Below are 25,294 nucleotides of genomic sequence, written 5' to 3'. Positions count from 1 at the left end.
CCGTTCTTGTCCAATTTTTTACAGGCTTTGTGGTTATGCCCGATTACGTCAACTGGCTGCGTCATGCTTCGCCCTATATCAACGCCCACCGCGACTGCACCTTTGTGGTTATGTTGCCCGGTGACGGTGTGGAACACCCCAACTTCGGCAATATCGTCCACGACCTGGTGCTGTTGCACAGCCTTGGGGTTCGCCTGGTATTAGTGCACGGTTCGCGTCCGCAAATCGAAACTCGCCTGGCCAGTCGCGGCCTCACGCCCCATTACCACCGTGGTATGCGCATCACCGATGCGGCAACCCTGGAATGTGTGATCGATGCCGTTGGTCACCTGCGTATCGCCATAGAGGCGCGTCTGTCGATGGACATGGCGGCTTCGCCAATGCAGGGTTCGCGCTTGCGTGTTGCCGCCGGCAACCTGGTAACGGCGCGGCCGATCGGTGTGCTTGAAGGGGTCGATTATCACCATACCGGTGAGGTGCGCCGGGTCGACCGCAAGGGTATCAACCGGCTGCTCGATGAGCGCTCCATTGTGTTGTTATCGCCGCTTGGTTACTCGCCGACCGGCGAAATTTTCAACCTGGCCTGTGAAGATGTCGCGACCCGCGCGGCGATTGAGTTGGAGGCCGACAAATTGCTGTTGTTCGGCGCCGAACGCGGCTTGATCGACGAGCAAGGACGGTTGGTGCGTGAGCTGCGCCCGCAGCAGGTTCCGGCGCATTTGCAGCGTTTGGGCAGTGACTATCAGGCTGAACTGCTGGATGCCGCTGCCGAGGCTTGCCGTGGCGGCGTAGCGCGCAGTCATATCGTCAGCTATGCCGAAGATGGTGCCTTGCTCACCGAACTGTTCACCCGCGATGGTGGCGGCACCCTGGTGGCGCAAGAGCAGTTTGAGAAGGTTCGCGAAGCAGCCATTGAAGATGTCGGTGGCTTGCTGGAGCTGATCAGCCCGTTGGAAGAGCAAGGCATTCTGGTGCGCCGTTCTCGTGAGGTGCTGGAACGTGAGATCGAACAGTTCAGTGTGGTCGAGCGCGAAGGCATGATCATCGCGTGTGCTGCGCTGTATCCAATTGCTGAATCCGAAGCTGGTGAGTTGGCGTGCCTGGCAGTGAATCCCGAATATCGCCATGGGGGGCGTGGCGATGAGCTGCTCGAGCGCATCGAGACGCGGGCGCGGGAGATGGGCTTGAACACCTTGTTCGTGCTGACGACTCGGACTGCGCACTGGTTTCGTGAGCGTGGGTTTGTGCCCAGTGGCGTCGAGCGGCTGCCCGCAGCAAGGGCTTCGCTGTACAACTACCAGCGAAACTCGAAGATTTTCGAGAAGGCTTTGTAAGGCGTCGCGAGGCAAGCCGGCGCCTACAGGACTTAATCTGTAGACGCCGGTTTGCCTCGCGATTACGCCATCAAACGGTATGCAGGTACCAGTTGTACTCGAGGTCGGAGATGGAGTGTTCGAACTCTTCCAGCTCACTTTCCTTACAGGCCACGAAGATATCGATGTATTTAGGATCGATATACTTGGCCAGGATCTCGCTGTCGTCCAACTCGCGCAGGGCATCACGCAGGTTGTTCGGCAGGCTCTGCTCGTTCTGCTCGTAGGAGTTGCCTTCGGTCGGCGCGCCAGGTTCGACCTTGTTGGTCAGACCATGGTGAACGCCCGCCAATACCGCGGCCATCAACAGGTACGGGTTGGCGTCGGCGCCGGCGACACGGTGCTCGATACGTACGGCATCAGGTGCGCCGGTGGGTACGCGCAGGGCAACGGTACGGTTGTCCAGGCCCCAGCTTGGCGAGTTGGGTACGTAGAACTGAGCACCGAAACGGCGGTACGAGTTGACGTTCGGGCACAGGAACGCCATCGACGCCGGTAGGGTCTCGAGCACACCGCCGATCGCATGACGCAGTGCGGCGTTCTGCTCGGGATCCTCGCTGGTGAAGATGTTCTTGCCATCTTTGTCCAGCACCGAGATATGGACATGCAGACCATTCCCCGCCTGGCCTGGATAAGGCTTGGCCATGAAGGTGGTGTCCATTTCATGGTCGTAGGCGATGTTTTTGATCAGACGCTTGAGCAGTACCGCGTAGTCGCAGGCCTTCATCGGGTCGGCAACGTGGTGCAGGTTGACCTCAAACTGCGCCGGGGCGCTTTCCTTGACGATTGCGTCGGCAGGGATGCCCTGTTCCTTCGCGCCTTCGAGGATGTCCTGCAGGCAGTCTACATACTCATCCAGATCGTCGATCAGGTAGACCTGGGTCGACATCGGGCGTTTGCCGGAAATTGGTGAGCGTGGCGGTTGTGGACGGCCGTTCACGTTCTCCTGGTCGATCAGGTAGAACTCCAGCTCGAACGCGGCGCAGATGGTCAGGCCCATCTCGTCGAACTTGCTCACCACTTGGCGCAGCACTTCACGCGGGTCGGCGAAGAACGGCTCACCTTCGAGCTCGTGCATGGTCATCAACAGCTGCGCAGTCGGGCGCTTCTGCCACGGCTCGTTGGATAGGGTGTCCGGGATCGGATAGCAGATACGATCGGCATCGCCGATGTCCAGGCCCAGGCCGGTGCTTTCTACCGTTGAACCGTTGATATCCAATGCGAAGAGGGAGGCCGGCAGGTTGATGCCTTTCTCGTAAACCTTGTGGAGGCTGGTGCGCTCGATGCGCTTGCCACGCACCACACCATTCATATCTGCAATCAGAAGGTCAACGTAGAGAACCTCAGGATGTTCCTTAAGGAACGCGTTCGCTTCGTTAAGCTGAACGGCACGCGGGGGTACCGACATGATGCAACACCTTTGTTGTTAAAAATATCAATCAATGGGGGCTTGCTGCTCCAGTCAATCGGAAAGCCATACTGAAGTCAAGCCAACCCCATGATGCCCTAAAATGGCCCTTAAGCGGCATTTTTGCTGCAATCGAGGGCATCGGCAACCGCTACTTTCCTACAAGAACAGCGATTTTTCGACGGGCCGTGTTCTATTTTTTACGGGGGTGTTGTGTAAAAAAATGAACAAGGCTAAGCTCGGTGGCAACCCATAACATCAATAATACCGGGGGTTACATGTCACGCCAGCCGTCAACCGGCTTCACCGTCTGCCGCCCGCAGATTGGCTTCCACGCATTTCACGCGAGCGTCTACCGCTACGCGTCAGTACACGGCACCCCGGCTGAAATAATTGACGGCACGGGCAGCCTGCCTGTTGTCGATGCGCCTTCTACGTTTCTCTTTAATGACTATAGCGGCTCTGGCCGCGGTATGCCCCTGCGCGGCTTTTGCTTTAGCTTCGCGCGGCATCCAGAATGTCTGCGACGCCCACTTCGGGTGTCCTGACGATTGTCCAGACATTTACCTCCTGAGGTATTTATGAGTAACAACCTCGACCAGCTCACCGATTGGTTGAAAGAACACAAGATCACCGAAGTGGAGTGCTTGATCAGCGACCTCACCGGGATCACCCGTGGCAAGATTTCTCCAACCAACAAGTTCATCGCTGAAAAAGGCATGCGCTTGCCCGAGAGTGTCCTGCTGCAAACCGTTACCGGCGACTACGTCGACGACGACATCTATTACGAGCTGCTGGATCCTGCCGACATCGACATGATCTGCCGGCCTGACGAGAACGCGGTGTTTCTCGTGCCTTGGGCCATCGAGCCCACGGCCCAGGTAATCCACGATACCTATGACAAGCAAGGCAACCCGGTCGAGCTGTCGCCGCGTAACGTGCTCAAGAAGGTTCTGAAGCTGTATGCCGACAGGGGCTGGCAGCCAATTGTGGCGCCAGAGATGGAGTTTTACCTGACCAAACGCTGCGAAGACCCAGACTTCCCGCTGCAGCCGCCAATCGGTCGCTCCGGCCGTCCGGAAACCGGGCGTCAGTCGTTCTCTATTGAGGCCGCCAACGAATTCGACCCATTGTTCGAGGACGTCTACGACTGGTGTGAACTGCAGAACCTGGACCTGGACACGCTGATCCACGAAGACGGCACGGCGCAGATGGAAATCAACTTCCGTCACGGTAACGCCCTGGCCCTGGCCGACCAGATCCTGGTGTTCAAGCGAACCATGCGCGAAGCGGCGCTCAAGCATAACGTCGCCGCTACCTTCATGGCCAAGCCGATGACCGGCGAGCCGGGCAGTGCCATGCATCTGCACCAAAGCATCATCGACGTGCATACCGGCAAGAACATCTTCTCCGATGAAGACGGCCGCATGAGCGAGTTGTTCCTCAATCACGTTGGCGGCTTGCAGAAATTCATTCCAGTAGTGCTGCCGCTGTTTGCACCGAACGTGAACTCGTTCCGTCGCTTCCTGCCAGACACTTCGGCTCCGGTAAACGTGGAATGGGGCGAAGAGAACCGCACTGTCGGCTTGCGCGTACCGGATGCGGGGCCGCAGAACCGTCGCGTCGAGAACCGTCTGCCAGGTGCCGATGCCAACCCGTACCTGGCAATTGCCGCCAGCCTGTTGTGCGGGTTCATCGGCATGGTCGAAGGCATCAAACCGAGCGCTCCGGTACAGGGTCGAGGGTACGAGCGTCGCAATCTGCGCCTGCCGCTGACCATCGAGGATGCGTTGGAGCGCATGGAAAACTGCAAGGCCCTGGAACCTTACCTGGGCAAGAAATTCATCACTGGCTACGTCGCAACCAAACGTGCCGAACATGAAAACTTCAAACGTGTAATCAGCTCCTGGGAACGAGAGTTCCTGCTGTTTGCAGTCTGATCAACCCCGGAGCCGCAGGAGCGCGGCCGTCAGAAAACGGAGAAGCACATGAGCGTCAACAACCCGCAAACCCGCGAGTGGCAAGACCTGAGCCGTGATCATCACCTGGCGCCTTTCAGTGATTACAAGCAACTGAAAGAAAAGGGCCCACGAATCATCACCAAAGCTGAAGGTGTGCATTTGTGGGACAGCGAGGGCAACAAAATCCTCGATGGCATGGCTGGTCTGTGGTGTGTGGCGGTCGGTTACGGTCGTGAAGAGCTGGCAGACGCTGCAGCCAAGCAAATGCGTGAGCTGCCGTACTACAACCTGTTCTTCCAGACCGCACACCCACCTGCGCTGGAATTGGCCAAGGCGATTTCTGCCGTGGCGCCGGAAGGTATGACTCATGTGTTCTTCACCGGTTCGGGCTCCGAAGGTAACGACACTAACCTGCGTATGGTCCGTCACTACTGGGCGGTCAAGGGCAAGCCGCAGAAAAAAGTGATTATCGGCCGCATTAATGGCTATCACGGCTCCACTGTGGCTGGCGCCGCGCTGGGTGGTATGAGCGGCATGCACGAACAAAGCGGCACCCTGCCGGACATCGTCCACATCCCGCAGCCGTACTGGTTCGGTGAGGGTGGCGATAAGAGCCCGGAAGAGTTTGGTATCTGGGCCGCCGAACAGCTGGAAAAGAAAATTCTCGAAGTGGGCGAAGAAAACGTCGCTGCTTTTATCGCTGAGCCGATCCAGGGCGCAGGCGGTGTGATCATTCCACCAGAGAGCTACTGGCCGAAGATCAAGGAAATCCTGACCAAGTACGAAATTCTGTTCATCGCCGATGAAGTGATCTGTGGGTTTGGGCGTACCGGTGAGTGGTTCGGTTCCGACTACTACGATCTCAAGCCAGACCTGATGACCATCGCCAAGGGCCTGACCTCTGGTTACATCCCAATGGGTGGTGTGATCGTACGTGACGAAGTCGCCAAGGTCGTCAGCGAAGGCGGTGACTTCAACCACGGCTTCACCTATTCCGGTCACCCGGTTGCCGCCGCCGTGGGCCTGGAAAACCTGCGGATCCTGCGCGACGAGAAAATTATCGAGCGGGTCAAGGAAGAAACGGCACCGTATTTGCAAAAGCGTTTGCGTGAGCTCAACGATCATCCGTTGGTAGGCGAAGTGCGTGGCCTGGGCATGCTCGGTGCAATCGAGCTGGTCAAGGACAAGGCCTCGCGCACCCGTTACGAGGGCCAGGGCGCAGGCATGATCTGCCGTCAGCACTGCTTCGACAACGGTCTGATCATGCGCGCTGTGGGCGACACCATGATCATTGCGCCACCGCTGGTCATCAGCCGGGAAGAGATCGACGAGCTTGTGGAAAAGGCACGCAAATGCCTGGACTTGACGCTTGAGGCGCTGAAATAGCCAAGTGCTAGGCTAGCGTAATGGCATCATGTGGTTTCGAGGTGCTCTTTCCTTGAAAGAGCGCCTTGGAACTTGCCAGACTAGCGACTGTTTCAGTCGCCCAGTGCTTGTGCCGTAAAGAGCCGGCCACTGAACAGATGGCTTAATAAAAAATTCTGGAGCATTACGCATGAAGAAATTGGGCAAGACGTTGTTGGCTATGTCCCTGATGGGCGCCATGGCCAGTGCTGTTCAGGCGGATGACAAAGTGCTGCACGTCTATAACTGGTCCGATTACATCGCACCAGACACCGTCGCCAACTTCGAGAAGCAGACCGGTATCAAGGTCGTCTATGACGTCTTCGACAGCAACGAAACCCTCGAGGCCAAGTTGCTGGCAGGCAAGTCCGGTTATGACATCGTCGTACCGTCGAACAACTTCCTGGCCAAACAGATCAAGGCGGGTGTCTATCAGGAACTGGATCGCTCCAAGCTGCCAAACTGGAAGAACCTTGACGAAGATCTGCTCAAGGCCGTTGGTGATGCCAGCGACCCGGGTAACAAGTACGCATTCCCGTACATGTGGGGCTCTATCGGTATTGGTTACAACCCAGAGAAGGTCAAGGCTGCGCTGGGTGTCGACAAGATCGATTCCTGGGACGTGGTGTTCAAGCCCGAGAACATCGAAAAGCTCAAGAGCTGTGGCGTAAGCTTCCTCGATGCGCCGACCGAAATGATCCCGGCGGCTCTGCATTACCTTGGCAAGCCGACCAACAGCACAGACAAAGCTGACCTGAAGGCCGCTGAAGAACTGTTCCTGAAGATCCGACCGTCGATCAGTTACTTCCACTCCTCCAAGTACATCTCGGACCTGGCCAACGGCAACATCTGCGTCGCTGTGGGTTACTCGGGTGACCTGGAGCAGTCCAAGGCGCGTGCTCACGAAGCCGGTGACAAGGTCAAGCTGGACTACATCATTCCGAAAGAAGGCGCCGGTACCTTCTACGACATGGTTGCTATCCCTAAAGATGCCGCCAATGTCGACGCCGCTTACAAGTTCATGGACTTCCTGATGCAGCCGGAAGTCATGGCGGGTATCACTAACGCAGTACGCTTCCCGAACGGCAACAAGGCGGCAACCCCGCTGGTAGACAAGGATATTTCGGGTGATCCGAGCATCTATCCACCGGCTGATGTGAAGAAGCAGCTGTACGCAATTGCTGACCCAGGCGCGAAAGCTCAACGCGAGATCACTCGCAGCTGGACCAAGATCAAGTCGGGCAAATAAGCCGGCGGTATCCCTGGGCGCGGTGTGAATCACGTCCAGGGATCATTTAGCGGCAAATTTTTTTTGCGACATCAGTGCATCGAAGGTAAGTTGCGCGCCGGTTTGCGTTGATGGCAGGTGTTTCTGTCGTTTGCCACTGGCACTATTGTGAGGACCTCCCACTTGTCTATATCTACATTTCGCAAGGCCATGCTGGCTGGAGCGGGTCTGACGCTGGCGATCAGCGTCCAAGCGGCGCCCACGGTGCACTTTTATAATTGGTCGGACTACATCGGGCAGACGACGCTCGCAGACTTCGAGAAAGCTACGGGCATCAAGCCTGTACAGGACGTCTTCGACTCCAATGAAACCCTGGAAGGCAAACTCCTGGCGGGCCGTACTGGCTACGACGTAGTGGTGCCGTCCAACCATTTCCTCGGTAAGCAGATCAAGGCGGGCGCGTTCCAGAAGCTCGACAAGTCGTTGCTGCCGAACTATTCGAATCTGGATCCGGCACTGATGAAGCGCCTGGAAAAGAACGATCCGGGCAATCAGTACGCCGTTCCATATCTGTGGGGTACCAACGGCATCGGTTACAACGTCGAGAAGGTCAAGGCGGCGCTGGGCACCGACAAGATCGATTCCTGGGCCATGTTGTTCGAGCCGGAAAACATCAAGAAGCTCTCCAAGTGTGGTGTTGCCTTCCTGGACTCGGCCGATGAGATGCTGCCTGCGGTGCTCAACTATATGGGGCGTAATCCCAACAGTACTGATCCCAAGGACTATGCCGACGCTGAGAAGAAGCTGTTGGCAGTGCGCCCTTATGTGACGTATTTCCATTCGTCCAAGTACATCTCGGACCTGGCCAATGGCGACATCTGTGTGGCTGCTGGTTTTTCCGGTGACGTGTTCCAGGCCAAGGCCCGTGCTGAAGAAGCTGGCAAAGGCGTGGACGTGGCGTATGTGATTCCCAAGGAAGGCGGCAACCTCTGGTTCGACATGCTGGCAATCCCCAAGGATTCCACCAATGTCAAAGAGGCCCATGCTTTCATCAACTATTTGCTGAAACCTGAAGTTATTGCTCAGGTCAGTGATTACGTCGGTTATGCCAACCCGAACCTCAAGGCTGGCGATCTGATGGACCAGAGCGTGCGAACCGACGCAGCGGTTTACCCACCGCAAGAAGTGCTGGACAAGTTGTACGTTAGCTCCGAGTTACCACCCAAAGTGCAACGTTTGATGACCCGTAGCTGGACCAAGGTCAAGTCGGGCAAGTAAGTATCCAGGGTCCGCCACGGCAGGGGCGGACGCAAAAAATCTTGTTGGGAGTTTCACAAATGGCTGTTGCCTCCGGTGCCTATAAGAAAGCCCTCGAGGGCGACCAGCAACCTAAACAGGTGCTGGTCAAAATCGACCGGGTCACGAAAAAATTCGACGAAACGGTCGCGGTGGACGATGTGTCCCTCGAAATCAAGAAGGGCGAGATCTTCGCTCTGCTTGGCGGCTCCGGTTCGGGTAAATCTACCTTGCTGCGTATGCTCGCCGGCTTCGAGCGGCCAACCGAGGGACGCATCTTCCTCGATGGCGTAGACATTACCGATATGCCGCCCTATGAGCGGCCAATCAACATGATGTTCCAGTCCTATGCGCTGTTTCCGCACATGACCGTCGCGCAGAACATTGCCTTCGGCCTGCAGCAGGACCGCATGCCCAAAGCCGAGATCGACGCCCGTGTTGGCGAGATGCTCAAACTGGTACACATGACCCAGTACGCCAAGCGTAAGCCACACCAGCTTTCCGGTGGCCAGCGCCAACGTGTTGCCCTGGCCCGCTCGCTGGCCAAACGTCCGAAACTGTTGCTGCTCGACGAGCCGATGGGGGCGCTGGACAAGAAGTTGCGTTCGCAGATGCAATTGGAACTGGTAGAGATCATCGAACGTGTGGGCGTAACCTGCGTGATGGTGACCCACGACCAGGAAGAGGCCATGACCATGGCCCAGCGCATCGCCATCATGCACTTGGGCTGGATTGCCCAGATCGGCAGCCCGATCGACATCTATGAGACGCCAACCAGTCGCCTGGTTTGCGAATTCATCGGTAACGTCAACCTGTTCGACGGTGAAGTGGTCGAGGATGCTGAGGGTCATGCGGTCATTGCCAGCCCGGAACTCGAACGCAAAATCTATGTTGGCCATGGTGTTACCACTTCGGTTGAAGACAAGCGCATCACCTACGCACTGCGTCCGGAGAAACTTCTGGTAACTACCGCGCAGCCGACCTGTGAGCACAACTGGTCGCGCGGCAAGGTTCACGACATTGCCTACCTTGGCGGTCACTCGGTGTTCTACGTCGAGCTGCCTGGCGGCAAGATCGTCCAGTCGTTTGTTGCCAACGCCGAGCGTCAGGGCACCCGTCCAACCTGGGACGACCAGGTTTATGTCTGGTGGGAAGACGACAGCGGTGTGGTACTGCGGTCATGAACATGCGCAAGCTCAAGCGAGCGCTCAATCGAATAAAGCCTGAAGGTCGCCATTTGGTTATTGGCGTTCCGTTCATCTGGCTGTTCCTGTTCTTCATGCTGCCGTTCTTCATCGTTCTAAAGATCAGCTTTGCTGAAGCCGACGTAGCGATCCCGCCTTACACCGAGATCTACAGCTACGTTGAAGGCAAGCTGCAGTTGGTACTCAACATGGCCAACTACGGCCTGTTGTCCGAGGATGAGCTGTACATCGCGGCCTACCTGGGCTCGTTGAAGATGGCCTTCTTCAGCACGCTGTTGTGCCTGCTGATCGGTTATCCCATGGCCTATGCCATTGCCAATGCGCGCAAGGAAAGCCAGACCGTCCTGTTGCTGCTGATCATGATGCCAACCTGGACCGCGATCCTGATTCGCGTCTATGCCTGGATGGGCATTCTCAGCAACAACGGCCTGCTCAACAGCTTCCTGATGTGGCTGGGCTTGATCGACCAACCGCTGCAGATCCTCAACACCAACCTTGCGGTGTATATCGGCGTGGTCTACTCGTACCTGCCGTTCATGATCCTGCCGCTGTACGCCAACCTGGTCAAACACGACCAGAGCCTGCTTGAAGCAGCATCGGACCTGGGTTCGAGCACCTTCAACAGCTTCTGGAAAATCACCGTTCCGCTGTCCAAGAACGGCATTATCGCTGGCTGCATGCTGGTGTTCATTCCGGTGGTGGGTGAGTTCGTTATCCCTGAACTGCTTGGCGGTCCGGAAACCCTGATGATCGGTAAAGTGCTCTGGCAAGAGTTCTTCAACAACCGTGACTGGCCGGTGGCGTCTGCCCTGGCAGTGGTGATGCTGGCGATCCTGATTGTGCCGATTCTGCTCTTCAACCGTAGTCAGGCCAAAGAGATGGAGGGCAGGGCATGAAGCGTTTCAGTTTCTCCAAGTTGATGTTGATAGTGGGCCTGCTGTTCATCTATCTGCCCATGCTGATCCTGGTGATCTACTCGTTCAATGCCTCGAAACTGGTAACAGTCTGGGGCGGCTGGTCGATCAAGTGGTATGTCGGCCTGCTCGACAACAGCCAACTGATGGGCTCGGTGATGCGCTCGCTGGAAATTGCCTGCTACACCGCGATTGCGGCAGTGGCATTGGGTACTCTGGCAGCGTTCGTGCTCACAAGGGTTACTCGCTTCAAGGGCCGTACCCTGTTCGGTGGCCTGGTTACCGCGCCGCTGGTAATGCCTGAGGTGATCACCGGTCTGTCGCTGTTGCTGCTGTTCGTGGCCATGGCGCAGTTGATCGGCTGGCCCCAGGAGCGTGGCATCGTCACCATTTGGATCGCCCACACCACCTTCTGTGCGGCCTATGTGGCCGTGGTAGTGTCGGCGCGTCTGCGTGAGCTCGACCTGTCGATCGAAGAAGCGGCGATGGACCTGGGAGCACGCCCTTGGAAGGTGTTCTTCCTGATCACTATCCCAATGATCGCGCCTTCGCTGGCGGCCGGCGGCATGATGTCCTTCGCCCTGTCGCTGGATGACCTGGTACTGGCCAGCTTCGTGTCGGGCCCTGGCTCGACCACGTTGCCGATGGAAGTCTTCTCTGCCGTGCGTCTGGGCGTGAAGCCGGAAATCAACGCCGTTGCCAGTCTGATCCTGCTCTCGGTGTCGATTGTGACCTTCATGGTCTGGTACTTCAGCCGTCGCGCCGAAGAACGTCGCCGCCGGGCGATCCAGCAGGCTATCGAGGAAAGTGCTGCAGAGTCGTGGAAACAACCAGACGTAGGTCGCTCACCTTCGCCTGTTTCAGCTTGATCTGAAAAGCGCGGAACAGCCTCGCTCCCATCCAGGGAGCAGGCTGTCCCGCGATGAGCTCTATCCCTCCAGCATCTTCTGTCCGCATAAATCTATTGATTTCGCACAAGCGGCAGCGCTGCGTCTGATCTACGCTAACACTCGCATCTCTCTATCGAACTGGTACATGCAAGGAGCCTGCATGACGGTGTTGCGTCCATTTTTAGTCGCCGGCCTAGGGCTATTGCTGATACTGACAGGGTGTGGTGAAAAGAAAACCGCTGAAGTCGAACTACCCAGGGTAGCCGTACAACACGTTCAACCCAGTGACTTTGCTGCTTCTGTGACCTTGACCGGGGATATACAGGCCCGGGTACAAACGGAACTGTCGTTTCGCGTGGGTGGCAAGATCATTTCTCGAAGTGTTGATATTGGCGATCACGTTAAAGCCAATCAGGTGCTGGCTCGACTTGACCCCAAGGACCTGCAGGCCAATGTCGACTCGGCCAAGGCTGAAGTGTTCGCAGCGCAAGCGCGGGTCACTCAGGCCAGTGCTGCATTTGTCCGTCAGCAAAAGCTGCTGCCCAAAGGCTATACCAGTCAAAGTGAATACGACTCGGCCCAGGCCACGCTACGTAGCAACCAGAGCGCATTGAAGGCCGCGCAGGCGCAGCTCGCCAACGCTCGCGACCAATTGGGTTACACCGCCCTGGTGGCCGATGCCGCAGGGGTCATCACCGAGCGTCAAGCTGAAGTAGGGCAGGTGGTTCAGGCCACGATGCCGGTTTTCAGCTTGGCCCGCGATGGTGAGCGTGATGCGGTGTTCAACGTTTATGAGTCCTTGCTGGTGGCGCCACCAAGTAACGAAACGATCGTGGTCAGTCTGGTCGACAACCCGAAGATCCAGGCCAAGGGCCAAGTGCGTGAAGTGACGCCGACGGTCTCAGCGCAGAGCGGGACGGTGCAGGTCAAGGTAGCGTTGCACGACGTTCCGGACGCAATGGAGCTGGGCTCGCCGGTCACGGCCACTGGCAATGTTCATGGAAAACCAAGTATCGAACTGCCTTGGTCGGCCTTGACCAAGGCGTTGCATGATCCAGCTGTCTGGCTGGTAGGGGATGACAACAAAGTCAGATTGCAGCAGGTCAAGATCGGTCGTTATCTCACCGGCAAGGTGGTGATCGGTGAAGGGCTCAAAGGCGGTGAAATGGTGGTGGTGGCAGGCGGGCAGCTACTCAATCCGGGCATGCAGGTGGAAATCGCGCCCTTTGAGGATATTGGGGTGGCTCAATGAAGACACTCACATTGGCGTTTTGCAGCGTGGTGTTGTTGACAGGGTGTGGCAAGGAAACCGCCGAGCCAGATCCGATTCGTCCGGTGCTGTCGCTGATCGTCGAGCCTCAAGTTCAAGCCGATCTTGGGCGATTTGCTGGCAGTATTCAGGCACGCTTCGAAAGCACCTTGGGCTTTCGCGTTGGCGGGCGTATTGCGCGGCGCTGGGTCGATGTCGGCAGTCAGGTGAAGGCAGGCGATACACTGGCCAGCCTTGATCCGGCCGATCAGCGTAACCAGCTACGGGCAGCCGAGGGTGATCTGGCGAAGGCCCAGGCGCAATGGATAAATGCTCAGGCTGATGCACGCCGGCAGCAACAGCTATTTGATCGCGGCGTGGGTGCGCAGGCACAACTCGATAGCGCGATGACCGATATGAAAACCACAGGCGCTACCCTGGAGCAAGCGCGAGCTGCTGTCGATCAGGCGCGTGATCAACTCGGTTACACCGAGTTGCGATCCGATCATGCGGCGGTGGTCACCGATTGGCAGGCGGAAGCCGGGCAGACCGTCAGTGCCGGCCAGGCGGTTGTCACCTTGGCTCGCCCGGATATCAAGGAGGCGGTTATCGACCTGCCGACCTACCTGGCCGAACAGCTATCTGGTGATTTGAAATTTGTCGTCGCTTCGCAACTTGACCCCGACATCAGCACCACCGCGACGTTGCGTGAACTTGAGCCGCAGGCGGATGCCGCCACGCGAACGCGCCGAGCGCGACTGACCTTGGCCACCACTCCGGATGCTTTTTATCTGGGTACCGCGATCAGTGTCACCTTGACATCGGCGGTATCCCCGCGGGTGGAACTGCCCGCCTCGGCGCTGCTGGAAAGCGACGGAAAAAGCCGAGTCTGGGTGGTCGATCCGCAACAGGAAACGGTCGCTATTCGTGACGTGCAGTTGCTTGAACGAACGCCGACCAGCGTCGTACTGAGTGCAGGTTTGAAGGCCGGGGATCGTGTAGTAACTGCAGGCGTCAACAGCCTAAAGCCCGGTCAGAAAGTATTAGTCGATGAGGACAGTCCACGATGAAAGGAAGCTTCAACCTGTCGGAGTGGGCGCTGAAGCACCAATCCTTTGTTTGGTACCTGATGTTCGTCAGCTTGCTGATGGGCGTATTTTCCTACATGAACCTGGGGCGGGAGGAAGATCCTTCTTTCACCATTAAAACCATGGTGATTCAGACGCGTTGGCCTGGGGCAACGCAGGATGAAACCCTCAACCAGATCACCGACCGCATCGAGAAAAAGCTCGAGGAGCTAGACTCACTCGATTATGTAAAGAGTTACACCCGTCCGGGTGAATCGACCGTCTACGTGAACCTGCTCGATACCACTCCTTCCAAAGCGATCCCCGAGATCTGGTATCAGGTACGCAAGAAGATTCAGGATATTCGTGGCGAGTTTCCCCAAGGTATCCAGGGGCCTGGATTCAACGACGAGTTCGGTGACGTCTACGGGTCGATCTACGCATTTACCGCCGATGGTTTGACCATGCGCCAACTGCGCGACTACGTCGAGCAGGTGCGAGCAGTGATCCGCGAAGTGCCAGGCTTGGGCAAGGTCGAGATGATCGGTACCCAGGACGAAGTGCTGTTCCTGAATTTCTCCACGCGCAAGCTGGCCTCCTTTGGCATTGACCAGCGCCAGGTGTTGCAGGCGTTGCAGAGCCAGAACGCGGTAACGCCGGCCGGGGTGATCGAGGCTGGACCTGAACGCGTGTCGGTCCGTACGTCCGGGCAGTTCGCTTCGGAAAAGGATCTTGAAGCGGTCAATCTGCGTATCAATGACCGCTTCTTCCGTTTGGCGGACATCGCCGAAATCGAGCGCGGCTACGTTGATCCGCCGTCGCCGCAGTTTCGTTTCAATGGTCAGCCTGCCATAGGTCTGGGCATCGGCATGAAAGCCGGTGGCAACATCCAGGCGTTTGGTGCCGACCTGCACAAAACCATGAACCAGGTGATTTCCGAACTACCGGTAGGCGTCGGGGTGCACACCGTGTCCGACCAGGCTGTGGTGGTGGAAGAAGCCGTAGGTGGCTTCACCAGTGCCCTGTTCGAGGCGGTGATCATCGTTCTGGTGGTGAGCTTCATCAGCCTGGGCCTGCGCGCCGGCCTGGTGGTGGCGTGCTCGATTCCGTTGGTGCTGGCGATGGTGTTCATCTTCATGGAGTACAGCGGCATCACCATGCAGCGGATCTCGTTGGGGGCATTGATCATCGCCCTGGGGCTGTTGGTAGACGATGCGATGATCACGGTGGAGGTAATGGTGACGCGCCTGGAGATGGGTGAGACCAAGGAGCAGGCAGCAACCTTTGCCTACACCTCGACGGCCTTTCCGATGCTCACGGGCACCCTGGTGACAGTCGCAGGTTTTATGCCGATTGGTCTCAATGCCAGTTCTGCAGGTGAGTACACCTTCACACTCTTTGCGGTGATCGCTGTTGCGTTGCTGGTGTCCTGGGTTGTGGCAGTGGTGTTCGCGCCGGTGCTGGGAGTGCATATCCTCAGCGCCAAGGTCAAACCGCACAACGAGGAAACCGGCCGCGTCGGCAGGGCATTCGAACACAGCTTGCTGTGGTGCATGCGCCATCGCTGGCTGACTATCATCGGCACCATCCTGATCTTTCTGCTGGCGCTGTTTTGCATGCGATTCGTGCAGAACCAGTTTTTCCCCGCTTCGGACCGCCCTGAAATTCTTGTCGACCTCAACCTGCCGCAGAACGCCTCTATCGAGGAGACCCGCAAAGCGGTGGATAAGCTGGAGGCCACGCTCAAGGGTGATCCGGACATCGAGCGCTGGAGCACTTACATCGGCCAGGGTGCGATTCGTTTCTACCTGCCATTGGACCAGCAACTGCAGAACCCCTACTACGCGCAGCTGGTCATCGTCAGTAAGAGCTTCGAGTCCCGCGAAATACTCATCAAGCGCTTGAAGGAACGGTTGCGTGAAGACTTCGTCGGCATTGGCAGCACAGTGCAGTCACTTGAAATGGGTCCTCCTGTCGGGTTGCCAATCCAGTATCGGGTAATGGGCAAGGACATCGACGAGGTTCGTAAACACGCCATCGCCTTGGCGACCCTGCTCGACAGCAATGACAACATCGGCCAGATCATTTACGACTGGAACGAGCCTGGCAAAGTCCTGCGAGTCGACATCGCCCAGGACAAGGCACGGCAGCTTGGCCTGTCGTCCGAGGACGTGGCCAACGTGATGAACAGCATTGTCAGCGGCACGACCATCACCCAGGTAAATGACAACATCTACCTGATCGACGTTATTGCGCGCGCCGTAGGCAGTGAACGTAGCTCGCCGCAAACGCTGCAAAACCTGCAGATCGTCACCCCCAACGGTACGTCAATTCCCTTGCTGGCATTCGCTACAGTGCGCTACGAGCTGGAACAGCCGCTGGTCTGGCGCCGCGATCGCAAGCCGACCATTACCATCAAGGCTGCCGTGCGCGGTGACATTCAGCCGACCGACCTGGTAAGAGAGCTCAAACCGCAGATCGACGATTTTGCCAGCAAGTTGCCGGCTGGGTACAAAATCGAAACCGGCGGTACCGTGGAGGCGAGTGGCAAGGCCCAGGGCCCGATTGCCAAAGTGCTACCGCTGATGCTGTTCCTGATGGGCACGTTCCTGATGATTCAGTTGCACAGCGTGCAGAAGCTATTCCTGGTCGCGAGCGTGGCACCGCTGGGCTTGATCGGTGTGGTTCTGGCCCTGGTTCCAACAGGTACACCGATGGGCTTTGTGGCAATTCTGGGGATTCTTGCGCTGATCGGCATCATCATTCGTAACTCGGTGATTCTGGTGACCCAGATCGACGAGTACGAAGGCCAGGGCTTCACGCCGTGGGCTGCGGTTCAGGAAGCTACCAACCACCGCCGTCGGCCGATTCTGTTGACGGCCGCAGCGGCGAGTCTGGGCATGATCCCCATTGCACGTGAAGTGTTCTGGGGCCCCATGGCCTACGCGATGATTGGCGGGATCATCATTGCCACCTTGCTGACATTGCTGTTCCTCCCGGCCTTGTATGTGGCCTGGTACAAGATCAAGGAGCCGCAGAACGCAGAGGGATAAGGCCATTGCAGAGCATCCCCGTCCGCTTCCCGGGGCGGGCAAAGGGAGCGGGAATTGGAATAAAAAAACCGGCGCACAGGGCGCCGGTTTTTTTTTGTTGGCGTTTCGACTTACAAGCCGTCGAGCATTGCCTTGTTGCGAACTGCACCCTTGTCGGCGCTGGTGGCTAGCAGGGCGTAGGCTTTCAGTGCGGTAGTTACTTTACGTGGACGCACTTCCACTGGCTTCCAGCCTTTCTTGTCTTGTTCTACGCGACGTGCAGCCAGCTCTTCATCGCTAACCAGCAGGTTGATCGAACGGTTGGGGATGTCGATCAGTACCTTGTCGCCATCCTGAACCAGACCAATAGCGCCGCCGGCAGCTGCTTCAGGGGAAGCGTGGCCGATGGACAGGCCCGAGGTGCCACCAGAGAAGCGGCCATCGGTCAGCAAGGCACAGGCTTTACCCAGGCCCTTGGATTTCAGGTAGGAGGTCGGGTAGAGCATTTCCTGCATGCCCGGGCCACCTTTCGGACCTTCGTAGCGAATGATGACGATATCGCCTTCCTTCACTTCGTCGGCAAGAATGCCGCGCACGGCGCTGTCCTGGCTTTCGAAGATTTTCGCGTTGCCTTCGAAGACATGAATCGACTCGTCGACGCCGGCAGTTTTTACTACGCAGCCGTCCAGAGCGATGTTGCCGTACAAGACGGCCAGGCCGCCTTCTTGCGAGTAGGCGTGTTCGACACTGCGGATGCAGCCGTTCTCACGGTCATCATCCAGGCTTTCCCAGCGTGTCGACTGGCTGAAAGCGGTCTGGGTCGGAATACCGGCCGGGCCAGCTTTGAAGAAGTGGTGTACGGCTTCGTCGCTGGTCTGGGTGATGTCCCACTTGGCGATGGCTTCTTCCATGCTCGGGCTGTGCACGGTCGGCAGGTCGGTGTGCAGCAGACCGCCACGGGCCAGCGAGCCGAGGATGCTGAAGATGCCGCCGGCGCGGTGGACGTCTTCCATGTGGTACTTCTGGATATTCGGCGCGACCTTGCACAGTTGCGGCACTTTGCGCGACAGGCGATCGATATCGCGCAGGTCGAAATCGATCTCCGCTTCCTGGGCGGCAGCCAGCAAGTGCAGGATGGTGTTGGTCGAGCCACCCATGGCGATGTCGAGCATCATGGCGTTCTCGAACGCCTTGAAGTTGGCGATATTGCGTGGCAGTACGCTCTGGTCGTTTTCGCCGTAGTAGCGTTTGCACAGCTCGACGATGGTGCGCCCGGCTTGCAGGAACAGCTGTTCGCGGTCGCTGTGGGTCGCCAGGGTCGAACCGTTGCCGGGCAGGGCCAGGCCCAGCGCTTCGGTCAGGCAGTTCATCGAGTTGGCGGTGAACATGCCGGAGCAGGAACCACAGGTTGGGCAGGCGCTGCGCTCGTATTCGGCGACTTTTTCATCGGAGGCGGTCGAATCGGCGGCGATGACCATGGCGTCGACCAGATCCAGGCCGTGGCTGGCCAGTTTGGTCTTGCCGGCTTCCATCGGTCCACCGGAAACGAAAATCACCGGAATGTTCAGGCGCAGGGCGGCCATCAACATACCAGGGGTGATCTTGTCGCAGTTGGAGATACATACAATGGCGTCGGCGCAATGAGCGTTGACCATGTATTCGACCGAGTCGGCGATGATTTCTCGGCTAGGCAGGGAATAGAGCATGCCGTCGTGGCCCATGGCGATGCCATCGTCCACCGCAATGGTGTTGAACTCTTTGGCTACACCACCGGCACGTTCGATCTCACGGGCGACCAGTTGACCCAGGTCCTTCAGGTGCACATGCCCCGGGACGAACTGAGTGAACGAGTTGGCGATGGCGATGATCGGCTTTTTAAAATCTTCGTCTTTCATCCCAGTGGCGCGCCACAAGGCGCGTGCGCCGGCCATGTTGCGACCGTGGGTGGACGTTTTCGAGCGGTAATCAGGCATGAAGCACTCCTGGCGGCTAATCAGGTAACAAAAAGGGGAGTGAGCTTCTCTTGTCCTTTGCACCGAAGGCATGTGGCCGCTGGTACGGATGAAGCCGAGATCGCCGCGGGATCGCCGTGCGCTCGGCCAGAGCTCATAAACCCGCCGGGATGACTGGCGATGAATAGCTCGATTCTACACCGCTGGCGCCGCGAAGGAATGGTGATGTAGAGGGTTGGTGGCGATCAGCACCCACATCGACCCGTCATCGGTCTGTCAGACCTTTTGTAAGAGCTTTCTGAATCGTTGCGAAAGCCCCTGAAAGCGGCTGTTTCCGCCAGTCGAACTGGCTATCATCGCTGCGCCGCATGTGCGGCTTACGAGACGACACCCTTAATGGACCTTCCCAGTTTCAGTTCATCGCGAACCTACATTCTGGCACTGAACACAGTGGCGCCAGGGCTGCCCGTCAGCTGACCGATATTCCTTGCGGTCGGCCTCCAGGCACCTGCGCTGCTGCCTGGAGATCGAAATGACATTTATTCACGAACTAAACCGTACCGCCCCGGCATCGTCCAAGGCTCAAGCGCAGACTCATCGCGCAGCCGTCGAGGAGGCAACCGAGGATTTCCACAAGGGCGCCTTGATCTCTACCCCGTTGGGTAACCTGAAGACAGCCACGATTGGCCTGTTGTATCGCAAGCGCGTGTTCTGGCTGGTTCTACTGGTGTTTGGCAACCTGTTTTCCGGGGCTGGAATCGCCATTTTTGAAGAAACCATCGCTGCACACATCGTCCTGGTGTTCTTTCTGCCGTTGCTGGTCGACAGCGGCGGCAATGCCGGGGCCCAGTCGGCAACGTTGATGGTCCGCGCCTTGGCTACAGGTGAAGTGGTCATGCGTGACTGGTTGAGTTTGCTCGGTCGCGAGTGCGGGGTCGCCTTGGCATTGGGATGTACCATGGCCATCGCCGTGGCGTCGCTTGGGGCGTTGCGTGGCGGCCGGGATATCGCGCTGATCGTGGCCAGCAGCATGTTGGTAATAGTGTTGCTTGGCAGCCTGATCGGTATGAGCCTGCCGTTCCTGCTAAGCCGTATCAAGCTCGCCCCGGCCACGGCCAGCGGGCCTTTGGTGACATCGATTGCCGATGCCGCTGGGGTGCTGGTGTACTTCGGGATCGCTTCGCAGGTGCTGGATATCTAACCACGCTGGCGACTGTGTTGTGCAGACACGCCCGTTAGCAGCGCGCTTGCCCCGCGATGCGATGTAAATCAATGCTCGCGATCGCAGGGCAAGCTTCACCCGCTTAGCTGTTAGGCAGCAATCGACAGGTAATGCTCTTGATGTAGCGGGTTTCCGGGATCGCTGGGTGTACCGGGTGATCCGGGCCTTGACCGCCGCGCTCGAGCAGCTGGATGTTACGATCCAGATGGCGGGCGCTGGTCAGCAGAATATTCTGCAAATCGTCCTCGGGCAGGTGCATCGAGCACGATGCGCTGACCAGAATGCCGTCCTTGGTCAGCAGGCGCATGGCCTGTTCGTTCAGACGACGGTATGCACCTTCACCGTTTTTCAGGTCTTTCTTGCGTTTGATGAAGGCGGGTGGGTCGGCAACGATCACGTCGAAACGCTCTTCCGAGGCCTTGAGCTCTCTCAGGGCTTCGAATACGTCGCCTTCAATGCAAGTCAGCTTCTCGGCAATGCCGTTAAGTGCTGCGTTGCGTTCAACACCGTCCAGTGCGAAGCCCGAAGCGTCTACGCAGAACACTTCGCTGGCGCCGAAGGCACCGGCCTGAACGCCCCAGCCACCGATGTAGCTGAACAGATCGAGAACGCGCTTGCCTTGAACGTACGGCGCCAGGCGCGCACGGTTCATGCGGTGGTCGTAGAACCAGCCGGTCTTTTGGCCTTCCATGACCGGAGCTTCGAACTTGACGCCGTTCTCTTCCAGGGCAACCCACTCCGGCACCAGGCCGAACACGGTCTCCACGTAACGATTCAAGCCCTCGGCATCGCGTGCGGCCGAGTCGTTCTTGAACAGGATGCCGCTAGGCTTGAGCACCTGGACCAGCGCAGCGATAACGTCGTCCTTATGCTGCTCCATGGTGGCCGAGGCCAACTGCACAACGACGATATCGCCGAAACGATCCACTACCAGCCCCGGCAGCAGATCGGAATCACCGTACACCAGGCGGTAGAACGGCTTGTCGAACAGGCGTTCACGCAGTGACAGGGCGACGTTGATGCGGTGCACCAGTAGCGATTTGTCCAGCGCCAACTTTGCGTCACGCGACAGCAAGCGGGCACAGATAAGGTTGTTCGGGCTCATGGCGACGACGCCCAGGGCCTTGCCACCTGCGGTTTCCAGGATAGCCTGGTCGCCGGCCTTGAAGCCATGCAGCGGGGTCGCGGCGACGTCGATTTCGTTGCTGTAGACCCATAGGTGGCCGGCGCGCAGGCGGCGATCGGCATTGGCTTTGAGACGAAGGCTGGGCAGGGACATGACGTCGCTCCGGGAAAAAAGAGCGGGAGTATAACCCGATGCCTGGCGCGCCGATGTGAATAGCGACAAATTGCTACATGGCAGAGGCCTTGCTTGCTCCCCTGGCCGGGATGATCGGGTTAGAATCGCCGCTCAGTCCCGAGTGTGTACATATGTCCCAGGAACTCTCCGCCGAACAGATCCAGCACGCCTTGCAAGGCATCAGCGTACCGCCGCAGCCACAGATCATGGTCGATCTGCAGTTCGAGCAATATATGCCTGATCCCGACCTTGAGGTGATCGCCAAGCTGATTTCTCAAGACCCCGGTCTGTCGGGTGCTCTGCTCAAACTGGTGAACTCGCCTTACTACGGGCTGACCAACAAGATTGCCTCGATACAGCGTGCAGTGAATTTGCTCGGTAGCCGTTCGATCATCAACCTGATCAACGCCCAATCGATCAAGGGCGAAATGAGTGACGACACTATCGTTACGCTCAACCGTTTCTGGGATACCGCTCAGGATGTGGCGATGACCTGCCTGACCCTGGCCAAGCGCATCGGCTCCCAGGCGGTGGACGAAGCCTACGCCTTGGGCTTGTTCCATGACTGCGGTGTGCCGCTGATGCTCAAGCGTTTCCCCGATTACATGGGCGTGCTTGAAGATGCCTACGCCAGTGCCGGCCCTGACAAACGGGTGGTCGATACCGAGAACCAGGTGTTCAACACCAACCATGCAGTGGTGGGTTACTACACAGCCAAGTCCTGGCGCCTGCCCGAGCATTTGAGCAATGCCATCGCAAATCACCACAACGCCCTCGCAGTGTTCAGCGATGATTCGGCGCGCAGCAGCCAATTGAAAAACCTGCTGGCGATTCTCAAGATGGCCGAGCACATCTGCTCATCGTACCGGGTATTGGGCAATCAGAGTGTCGATCACGAGTGGCAGGCCATTGGGCACTTGGTGCTCGACTACGTGGGACTCTCGGAGTACGACTTCGAGAACCTCAAACAGACCATTCGCGAATTGGGCGGCCACTGATACATGCCGGAACTTCCAGAAGTCGAAACCACCCGGCGCGGTATTGCGCCTTACCTGGAAGGCCAGCGCGTCAGCCGGGTAGTCGTGCGTGACCGGCGTTTACGCTGGCCGATTCCCGAGGATCTCGACATTCGCTTGTCCGGGCAGCGTTTCGTCAAGGTCGAGCGCCGCGCCAAGTATCTGCTGTTAAATGCTGAAGTCGGGACGCTGATCAGTCACCTGGGCATGTCTGGTAATTTGCGTCTGGTCGAGATTGGCCTGCCTGCCGGCAAGCATGAGCATGTGGACATCGAATTGGAGTCGGGTCTTGCCTTGCGCTACACCGATCCGCGCCGTTTCGGAGCAATGCTCTGGAGTCTGGATCCACTCAATCATGAGTTGCTGATCAAGCTCGGGCCCGAGCCTTTGACCGACCTGTTTGACGGTGAGCGTCTTTTTCAGCTATCGCGCGGTAAGTCCATGGCGGTCAAGCCATTCATCATGGACAACGCTGTGGTGGTAGGGGTTGGCAACATATATGCGACCGAGGCGTTGTTCGCGGCGGGCGTCGACCCGCGTCGCGCGGCGGGCAGCATTTCACGGGCCCGGTACTTGAAGCTGGCTATCGAGATCAAACGCATTCTGGCCTGCGCGATCGAGCGCGGTGGCACCACTTTGCGCGACTTTGTCGGCGGTGATGGCCAGCCGGGCTACTTCCAGCAGGAGCTGTTTGTCTACGGTCGCCGGGAAGAACCGTGCAAGGTTTGTGGCAGCATCCTGCGCGAGGTCAAACTGGGCCAGCGCGCGAGCGTTTTTTGCCCGCGCTGTCAGAAGTGAAGGCTCTCAGCGGGGGCTGAGCACTTCTGCGCGGCCTACGCCGCGGGGGTCGCTGGCGGCTTCCAGCGTTTGCTTGGCCTTGTCCCAGAACAACACTTGCTGGTTGCCGTATGTGCGGCCCAGATCCTTGAGCTGGTAGCCACGGGCCTGCAGTTGGTGTTGCTGTTCGGCGCTGAAGGCCCCCGGTTCGTGCTCTACGACATCCGGTAGATACTGGTGGTGGTAGCGTGGCACGGCGGGCCAACTGGCGACCGGCTTACCTTCGAGGAAACCAAGCATCGACAACAGCACCATGCTGGGAATCCGGCTGCCGCCTGGCGTGCCAAAGGCAGCGAACTGCGTCGGGCTCTCGATGAAGGTTGGGCTCATGCTCGATAGCGGCCGTTTGCCGGCGGCTACGGCATTGGCTTGACTGCCCGCCAGCCCGTAGCTGTTGCTGCCGTGAGGGTCGGCGGCGAAGTCGTCCATTTCGTTATTCAGTACCACCCCGGTGCCGGGTGCGCTGAAAGCTGCACCGAACGGCAGGTTCACCGACAGCGTCGCGGCGACGGCGTTACCATCGGCATCGATCACTGCAAAGTGCGTGGTGTGATCGCCTTCGCGCCAAGGCGGCGACGGCGGCAGACTGCTGCTGGGCGTAGCCTGGTAGACGTCAATGCTGTCTGCAAGGCCGGTCAAGTAGTTGCGCGACAGCAACTGCGCTACCGGGTTGTGCACGTACTCCGGATCGCCAAGCAGGCCACGGTCGCGGTAAGCCCTGCGCAACACTTCCAGCACGTAATGGCTGCGTTGTACCGGCTCGGCGCTTTGCCAGGGCAGGCGCTGGAGCATCGCCAGGCTCTGTGCCAGGGCCACGCCACCCGCGGAGGGCGGTGGGGCGCTGATCAGCTCGCGCTGGTCGGCCAACGGGTAGCGCAATGGCTCGCGCTTGGCCGTGCGATAGTTGGCCAGGTCGTCCAGGCTCCAGATGCCACCCGCGCTCTGCACGCCTTCAACCATGGCCTGGGCCGTAGGGCCGGCATAGAAGCCATCGCGGCCCTGGTCGGCCAAACGTTGAAGAGTGATCGCCAGTTCAGGTTGGCGGATTTTTGCACCCAGCTCGGGTACTTCTCCGTCCTGCAGAAACAGCCGGGCGCTTTCCGGATCGTCACGCAGCGCACTCAAGCGCATCTTGGCCCGATCCCGGTAGATACGATCGACGGCAAAGCCCTGGTTAGCCAGGCGAATAGCCGGGGCCAAGGTGTTTCTTAGCGGTAGCTTGCCGTAATGCGCTGCAAGATCGGCCAGTGCCGCTGGCAAACCGGGGATCGCCGCCGCCAAAGGACCATTGATGGACAAGCCGGGCTGAACCTTGCCGTCCTGCAAATACATGGCTTCGCTGGCCTTGGCGGGCGCGCGCTCGCGCGCGTCGATAAAGGCGTAGCGAACCGGTGTGTCACCTTCACGCAGGAGGAAGAACCCTCCGCCGCCCAGTCCGGAGCCGTAGGGTTCGACGACTGCCAGGGCTGCACTGAGGGCAATGGCTGCATCGAACGCGTTGCCACCCTGCTGGAGGATTTCTCGGGCAGCGGCAGTGGCTTCGGTGTGCGGACTGGCGATCGCGGGACGCCCCGGGCCTTGGGCCTGGGCACCGACAGCCCCTAGCGCCAGGGTGGCGCCAAGGACTAACGGGAGGAACCGGGCGACGAACGGCATCAGGCCTTGCCGGTGATCTTGCGGTATTTGGCCATCAGTTCGTCTTCGGTCTCTGGATGCGCTTCATCCAGCGGGATGCAATCGACCGGGCAAACCTGCTGGCACTGCGGTTCGTCGTAGTGACCGACACACTGCGTGCACAGATTCGGGTCAATCACGTAAATCTCTTCGCCCTGGGAGATAGCGGCGTTCGGACACTCGGGTTCGCAGACGTCGCAGTTGATGCAATCGTCGGTGATGATCAGGGACATGGGGACTCCGGCCAGGGCTCAACACCCAGGCAT

Annotated in this window: 19 protein-coding genes; 14 read left to right on the top strand and 5 right to left on the bottom strand. The window is 58.5% G+C overall.

Annotated elements, in window-relative coordinates; translation table 11 throughout:
- Positions 1–35: 35 nt before the first annotated feature.
- Positions 36–1,334 carry an amino-acid N-acetyltransferase gene (argA, locus tag V0R60_RS03030; protein ID WP_330078887.1) on the top strand — a complete coding sequence of 433 codons (1,299 nt, stop codon included), beginning with the start codon at positions 36–38 and terminating at the stop codon, positions 1,332–1,334.
- 70 nt (positions 1,335–1,404) lie between these two features.
- Here argA and V0R60_RS03025 read toward each other — a convergent pair whose 3' ends face one another.
- Positions 1,405–2,781: a glutamine synthetase family protein gene (locus tag V0R60_RS03025; protein WP_136478641.1), complete on the bottom strand. Its 1,377-nt coding sequence runs from the start codon at positions 2,779–2,781 to the stop codon at positions 1,405–1,407.
- 581 nt (positions 2,782–3,362) lie between these two features.
- On the opposite strand from V0R60_RS03025, the gene V0R60_RS03020 reads away from it, so the two are divergent.
- The 10 genes from V0R60_RS03020 (at position 3,363) to V0R60_RS02975 (ending at position 17,048) form a co-directional block, all read left to right on the top strand.
- The gene (locus V0R60_RS03020) at positions 3,363–4,721 is read left to right on the top strand and encodes a glutamine synthetase family protein (protein ID WP_136478640.1); all 1,359 of its coding nucleotides are present in this window, start codon (positions 3,363–3,365) and stop codon (positions 4,719–4,721) included.
- A gap of 48 nt (positions 4,722–4,769) precedes the next feature.
- Positions 4,770–6,128 carry an aspartate aminotransferase family protein gene (locus tag V0R60_RS03015; protein WP_330078888.1) on the top strand — a complete coding sequence of 453 codons (1,359 nt, stop codon included), beginning with the start codon at positions 4,770–4,772 and terminating at the stop codon, positions 6,126–6,128.
- A 169-nt stretch (positions 6,129–6,297) separates the two neighbouring features.
- The gene (locus V0R60_RS03010; protein ID WP_136478638.1) at positions 6,298–7,395 is read left to right on the top strand and encodes a polyamine ABC transporter substrate-binding protein; all 1,098 of its coding nucleotides are present in this window, start codon (positions 6,298–6,300) and stop codon (positions 7,393–7,395) included.
- 162 nt (positions 7,396–7,557) lie between these two features.
- Complete coding sequence (locus V0R60_RS03005) at positions 7,558–8,652, top strand: polyamine ABC transporter substrate-binding protein (protein WP_203479042.1); 1,095 nt, start codon at positions 7,558–7,560, stop codon at positions 8,650–8,652.
- 59 nt (positions 8,653–8,711) lie between these two features.
- Positions 8,712–9,854 (top strand): polyamine ABC transporter ATP-binding protein, encoded by a 1,143-nt coding sequence (potA, locus tag V0R60_RS03000; RefSeq protein ID WP_136478636.1) that lies wholly within the window; start codon positions 8,712–8,714, stop codon positions 9,852–9,854.
- Positions 9,851–10,771 (top strand): ABC transporter permease subunit, encoded by a 921-nt coding sequence (locus V0R60_RS02995; RefSeq protein ID WP_330078889.1) that lies wholly within the window; start codon positions 9,851–9,853, stop codon positions 10,769–10,771. Before potA ends, V0R60_RS02995 begins: the two co-directional genes overlap by 4 nt.
- Complete coding sequence (locus V0R60_RS02990) at positions 10,768–11,658, top strand: ABC transporter permease subunit (RefSeq protein ID WP_136478634.1); 891 nt, start codon at positions 10,768–10,770, stop codon at positions 11,656–11,658. The genes V0R60_RS02995 and V0R60_RS02990 overlap by 4 nt, the downstream gene beginning before the upstream one ends.
- A 181-nt stretch (positions 11,659–11,839) precedes the next feature.
- On the top strand, positions 11,840–12,931 hold the full coding sequence (locus V0R60_RS02985; RefSeq protein ID WP_136478633.1) for an efflux RND transporter periplasmic adaptor subunit: 1,092 nt from the start codon (positions 11,840–11,842) through the stop codon (positions 12,929–12,931).
- The gene (locus tag V0R60_RS02980; RefSeq protein WP_136478632.1) at positions 12,928–13,998 is read left to right on the top strand and encodes an efflux RND transporter periplasmic adaptor subunit; all 1,071 of its coding nucleotides are present in this window, start codon (positions 12,928–12,930) and stop codon (positions 13,996–13,998) included. The genes V0R60_RS02985 and V0R60_RS02980 overlap by 4 nt, the downstream gene beginning before the upstream one ends.
- Positions 13,995–17,048: an efflux RND transporter permease subunit gene (locus V0R60_RS02975; RefSeq protein ID WP_136478631.1), complete on the top strand. Its 3,054-nt coding sequence runs from the start codon at positions 13,995–13,997 to the stop codon at positions 17,046–17,048. Before V0R60_RS02980 ends, V0R60_RS02975 begins: the two co-directional genes overlap by 4 nt.
- Before the next feature lie 110 nt (positions 17,049–17,158).
- On the opposite strand, the gene ilvD is transcribed toward V0R60_RS02975, so the two are convergent.
- Positions 17,159–19,000 carry a dihydroxy-acid dehydratase gene (ilvD, locus tag V0R60_RS02970; RefSeq protein WP_136478630.1) on the bottom strand — a complete coding sequence of 614 codons (1,842 nt, stop codon included), beginning with the start codon at positions 18,998–19,000 and terminating at the stop codon, positions 17,159–17,161.
- Positions 19,001–19,511: 511 nt separating this feature from the next.
- On the opposite strand from ilvD, the gene V0R60_RS02965 reads away from it, so the two are divergent.
- Positions 19,512–20,180 carry a magnesium transporter gene (locus tag V0R60_RS02965; RefSeq protein ID WP_330078890.1) on the top strand — a complete coding sequence of 223 codons (669 nt, stop codon included), beginning with the start codon at positions 19,512–19,514 and terminating at the stop codon, positions 20,178–20,180.
- A 103-nt stretch (positions 20,181–20,283) separates the two neighbouring features.
- Here V0R60_RS02965 and V0R60_RS02960 read toward each other — a convergent pair whose 3' ends face one another.
- Positions 20,284–21,480, bottom strand: coding sequence for a class I SAM-dependent rRNA methyltransferase (locus tag V0R60_RS02960; protein WP_136478628.1), 1,197 nt, complete (start codon positions 21,478–21,480; stop codon positions 20,284–20,286).
- A gap of 152 nt (positions 21,481–21,632) precedes the next feature.
- Here V0R60_RS02960 and V0R60_RS02955 point away from each other — a divergent pair, with 152 nt between their 5' ends.
- Complete coding sequence (locus tag V0R60_RS02955; RefSeq protein ID WP_330078891.1) at positions 21,633–22,499, top strand: HDOD domain-containing protein; 867 nt, start codon at positions 21,633–21,635, stop codon at positions 22,497–22,499.
- Positions 22,500–22,502: 3 nt separating this feature from the next.
- Entirely contained in the window at positions 22,503–23,315 is an 813-nt protein-coding gene (gene mutM / locus V0R60_RS02950; RefSeq protein ID WP_330078892.1) for a bifunctional DNA-formamidopyrimidine glycosylase/DNA-(apurinic or apyrimidinic site) lyase, read from the top strand.
- Between the two features lie 6 nt (positions 23,316–23,321).
- On the opposite strand, the gene ggt is transcribed toward mutM, so the two are convergent.
- Together ggt and V0R60_RS02940 are read right to left on the bottom strand one after the other, a co-directional pair.
- Positions 23,322–25,010, bottom strand: coding sequence for a gamma-glutamyltransferase (gene ggt, locus V0R60_RS02945; RefSeq protein ID WP_330078893.1), 1,689 nt, complete (start codon positions 25,008–25,010; stop codon positions 23,322–23,324).
- The gene (locus tag V0R60_RS02940) at positions 25,010–25,261 is read right to left on the bottom strand and encodes a YfhL family 4Fe-4S dicluster ferredoxin (RefSeq protein ID WP_017124885.1); all 252 of its coding nucleotides are present in this window, start codon (positions 25,259–25,261) and stop codon (positions 25,010–25,012) included. The genes ggt and V0R60_RS02940 overlap by 1 nt, the downstream gene beginning before the upstream one ends.
- Between the last annotated feature and the right edge of the window lie 33 nt (positions 25,262–25,294).

Source organism: Pseudomonas auratipiscis (assembly GCF_036324085.1).
GTDB classification, from domain to species: Bacteria; Pseudomonadota; Gammaproteobacteria; order Pseudomonadales; family Pseudomonadaceae; genus Aquipseudomonas; species Aquipseudomonas auratipiscis.
This window is presented reverse-complemented; position numbering and strand designations above follow the sequence as displayed.

Coding starts and splice junctions, on each gene's coding strand:
- V0R60_RS03020 (WP_136478640.1), top strand. CDS start 3,363: ATGAGTAACAACCTCGACCAGCTCACCGATTGGTTGAAAGAACACAAG.
- V0R60_RS03025 (WP_136478641.1), bottom strand. CDS start 2,781: ATGTCGGTACCCCCGCGTGCCGTTCAGCTTAACGAAGCGAACGCGTTC.
- V0R60_RS02975 (WP_136478631.1), top strand. CDS start 13,995: ATGAAAGGAAGCTTCAACCTGTCGGAGTGGGCGCTGAAGCACCAATCC.
- V0R60_RS02960 (WP_136478628.1), bottom strand. CDS start 21,480: ATGTCCCTGCCCAGCCTTCGTCTCAAAGCCAATGCCGATCGCCGCCTG.
- V0R60_RS02940 (WP_017124885.1), bottom strand. CDS start 25,261: ATGTCCCTGATCATCACCGACGATTGCATCAACTGCGACGTCTGCGAA.
- argA (WP_330078887.1), top strand. CDS start 36: ATGCCCGATTACGTCAACTGGCTGCGTCATGCTTCGCCCTATATCAAC.
- V0R60_RS02965 (WP_330078890.1), top strand. CDS start 19,512: ATGACATTTATTCACGAACTAAACCGTACCGCCCCGGCATCGTCCAAG.
- V0R60_RS03015 (WP_330078888.1), top strand. CDS start 4,770: ATGAGCGTCAACAACCCGCAAACCCGCGAGTGGCAAGACCTGAGCCGT.
- potA (WP_136478636.1), top strand. CDS start 8,712: ATGGCTGTTGCCTCCGGTGCCTATAAGAAAGCCCTCGAGGGCGACCAG.
- V0R60_RS02980 (WP_136478632.1), top strand. CDS start 12,928: ATGAAGACACTCACATTGGCGTTTTGCAGCGTGGTGTTGTTGACAGGG.
- V0R60_RS02955 (WP_330078891.1), top strand. CDS start 21,633: ATGTCCCAGGAACTCTCCGCCGAACAGATCCAGCACGCCTTGCAAGGC.
- ilvD (WP_136478630.1), bottom strand. CDS start 19,000: ATGCCTGATTACCGCTCGAAAACGTCCACCCACGGTCGCAACATGGCC.
- V0R60_RS02985 (WP_136478633.1), top strand. CDS start 11,840: ATGACGGTGTTGCGTCCATTTTTAGTCGCCGGCCTAGGGCTATTGCTG.
- mutM (WP_330078892.1), top strand. CDS start 22,503: ATGCCGGAACTTCCAGAAGTCGAAACCACCCGGCGCGGTATTGCGCCT.
- ggt (WP_330078893.1), bottom strand. CDS start 25,010: ATGCCGTTCGTCGCCCGGTTCCTCCCGTTAGTCCTTGGCGCCACCCTG.
- V0R60_RS03010 (WP_136478638.1), top strand. CDS start 6,298: ATGAAGAAATTGGGCAAGACGTTGTTGGCTATGTCCCTGATGGGCGCC.
- V0R60_RS02995 (WP_330078889.1), top strand. CDS start 9,851: ATGAACATGCGCAAGCTCAAGCGAGCGCTCAATCGAATAAAGCCTGAA.
- V0R60_RS02990 (WP_136478634.1), top strand. CDS start 10,768: ATGAAGCGTTTCAGTTTCTCCAAGTTGATGTTGATAGTGGGCCTGCTG.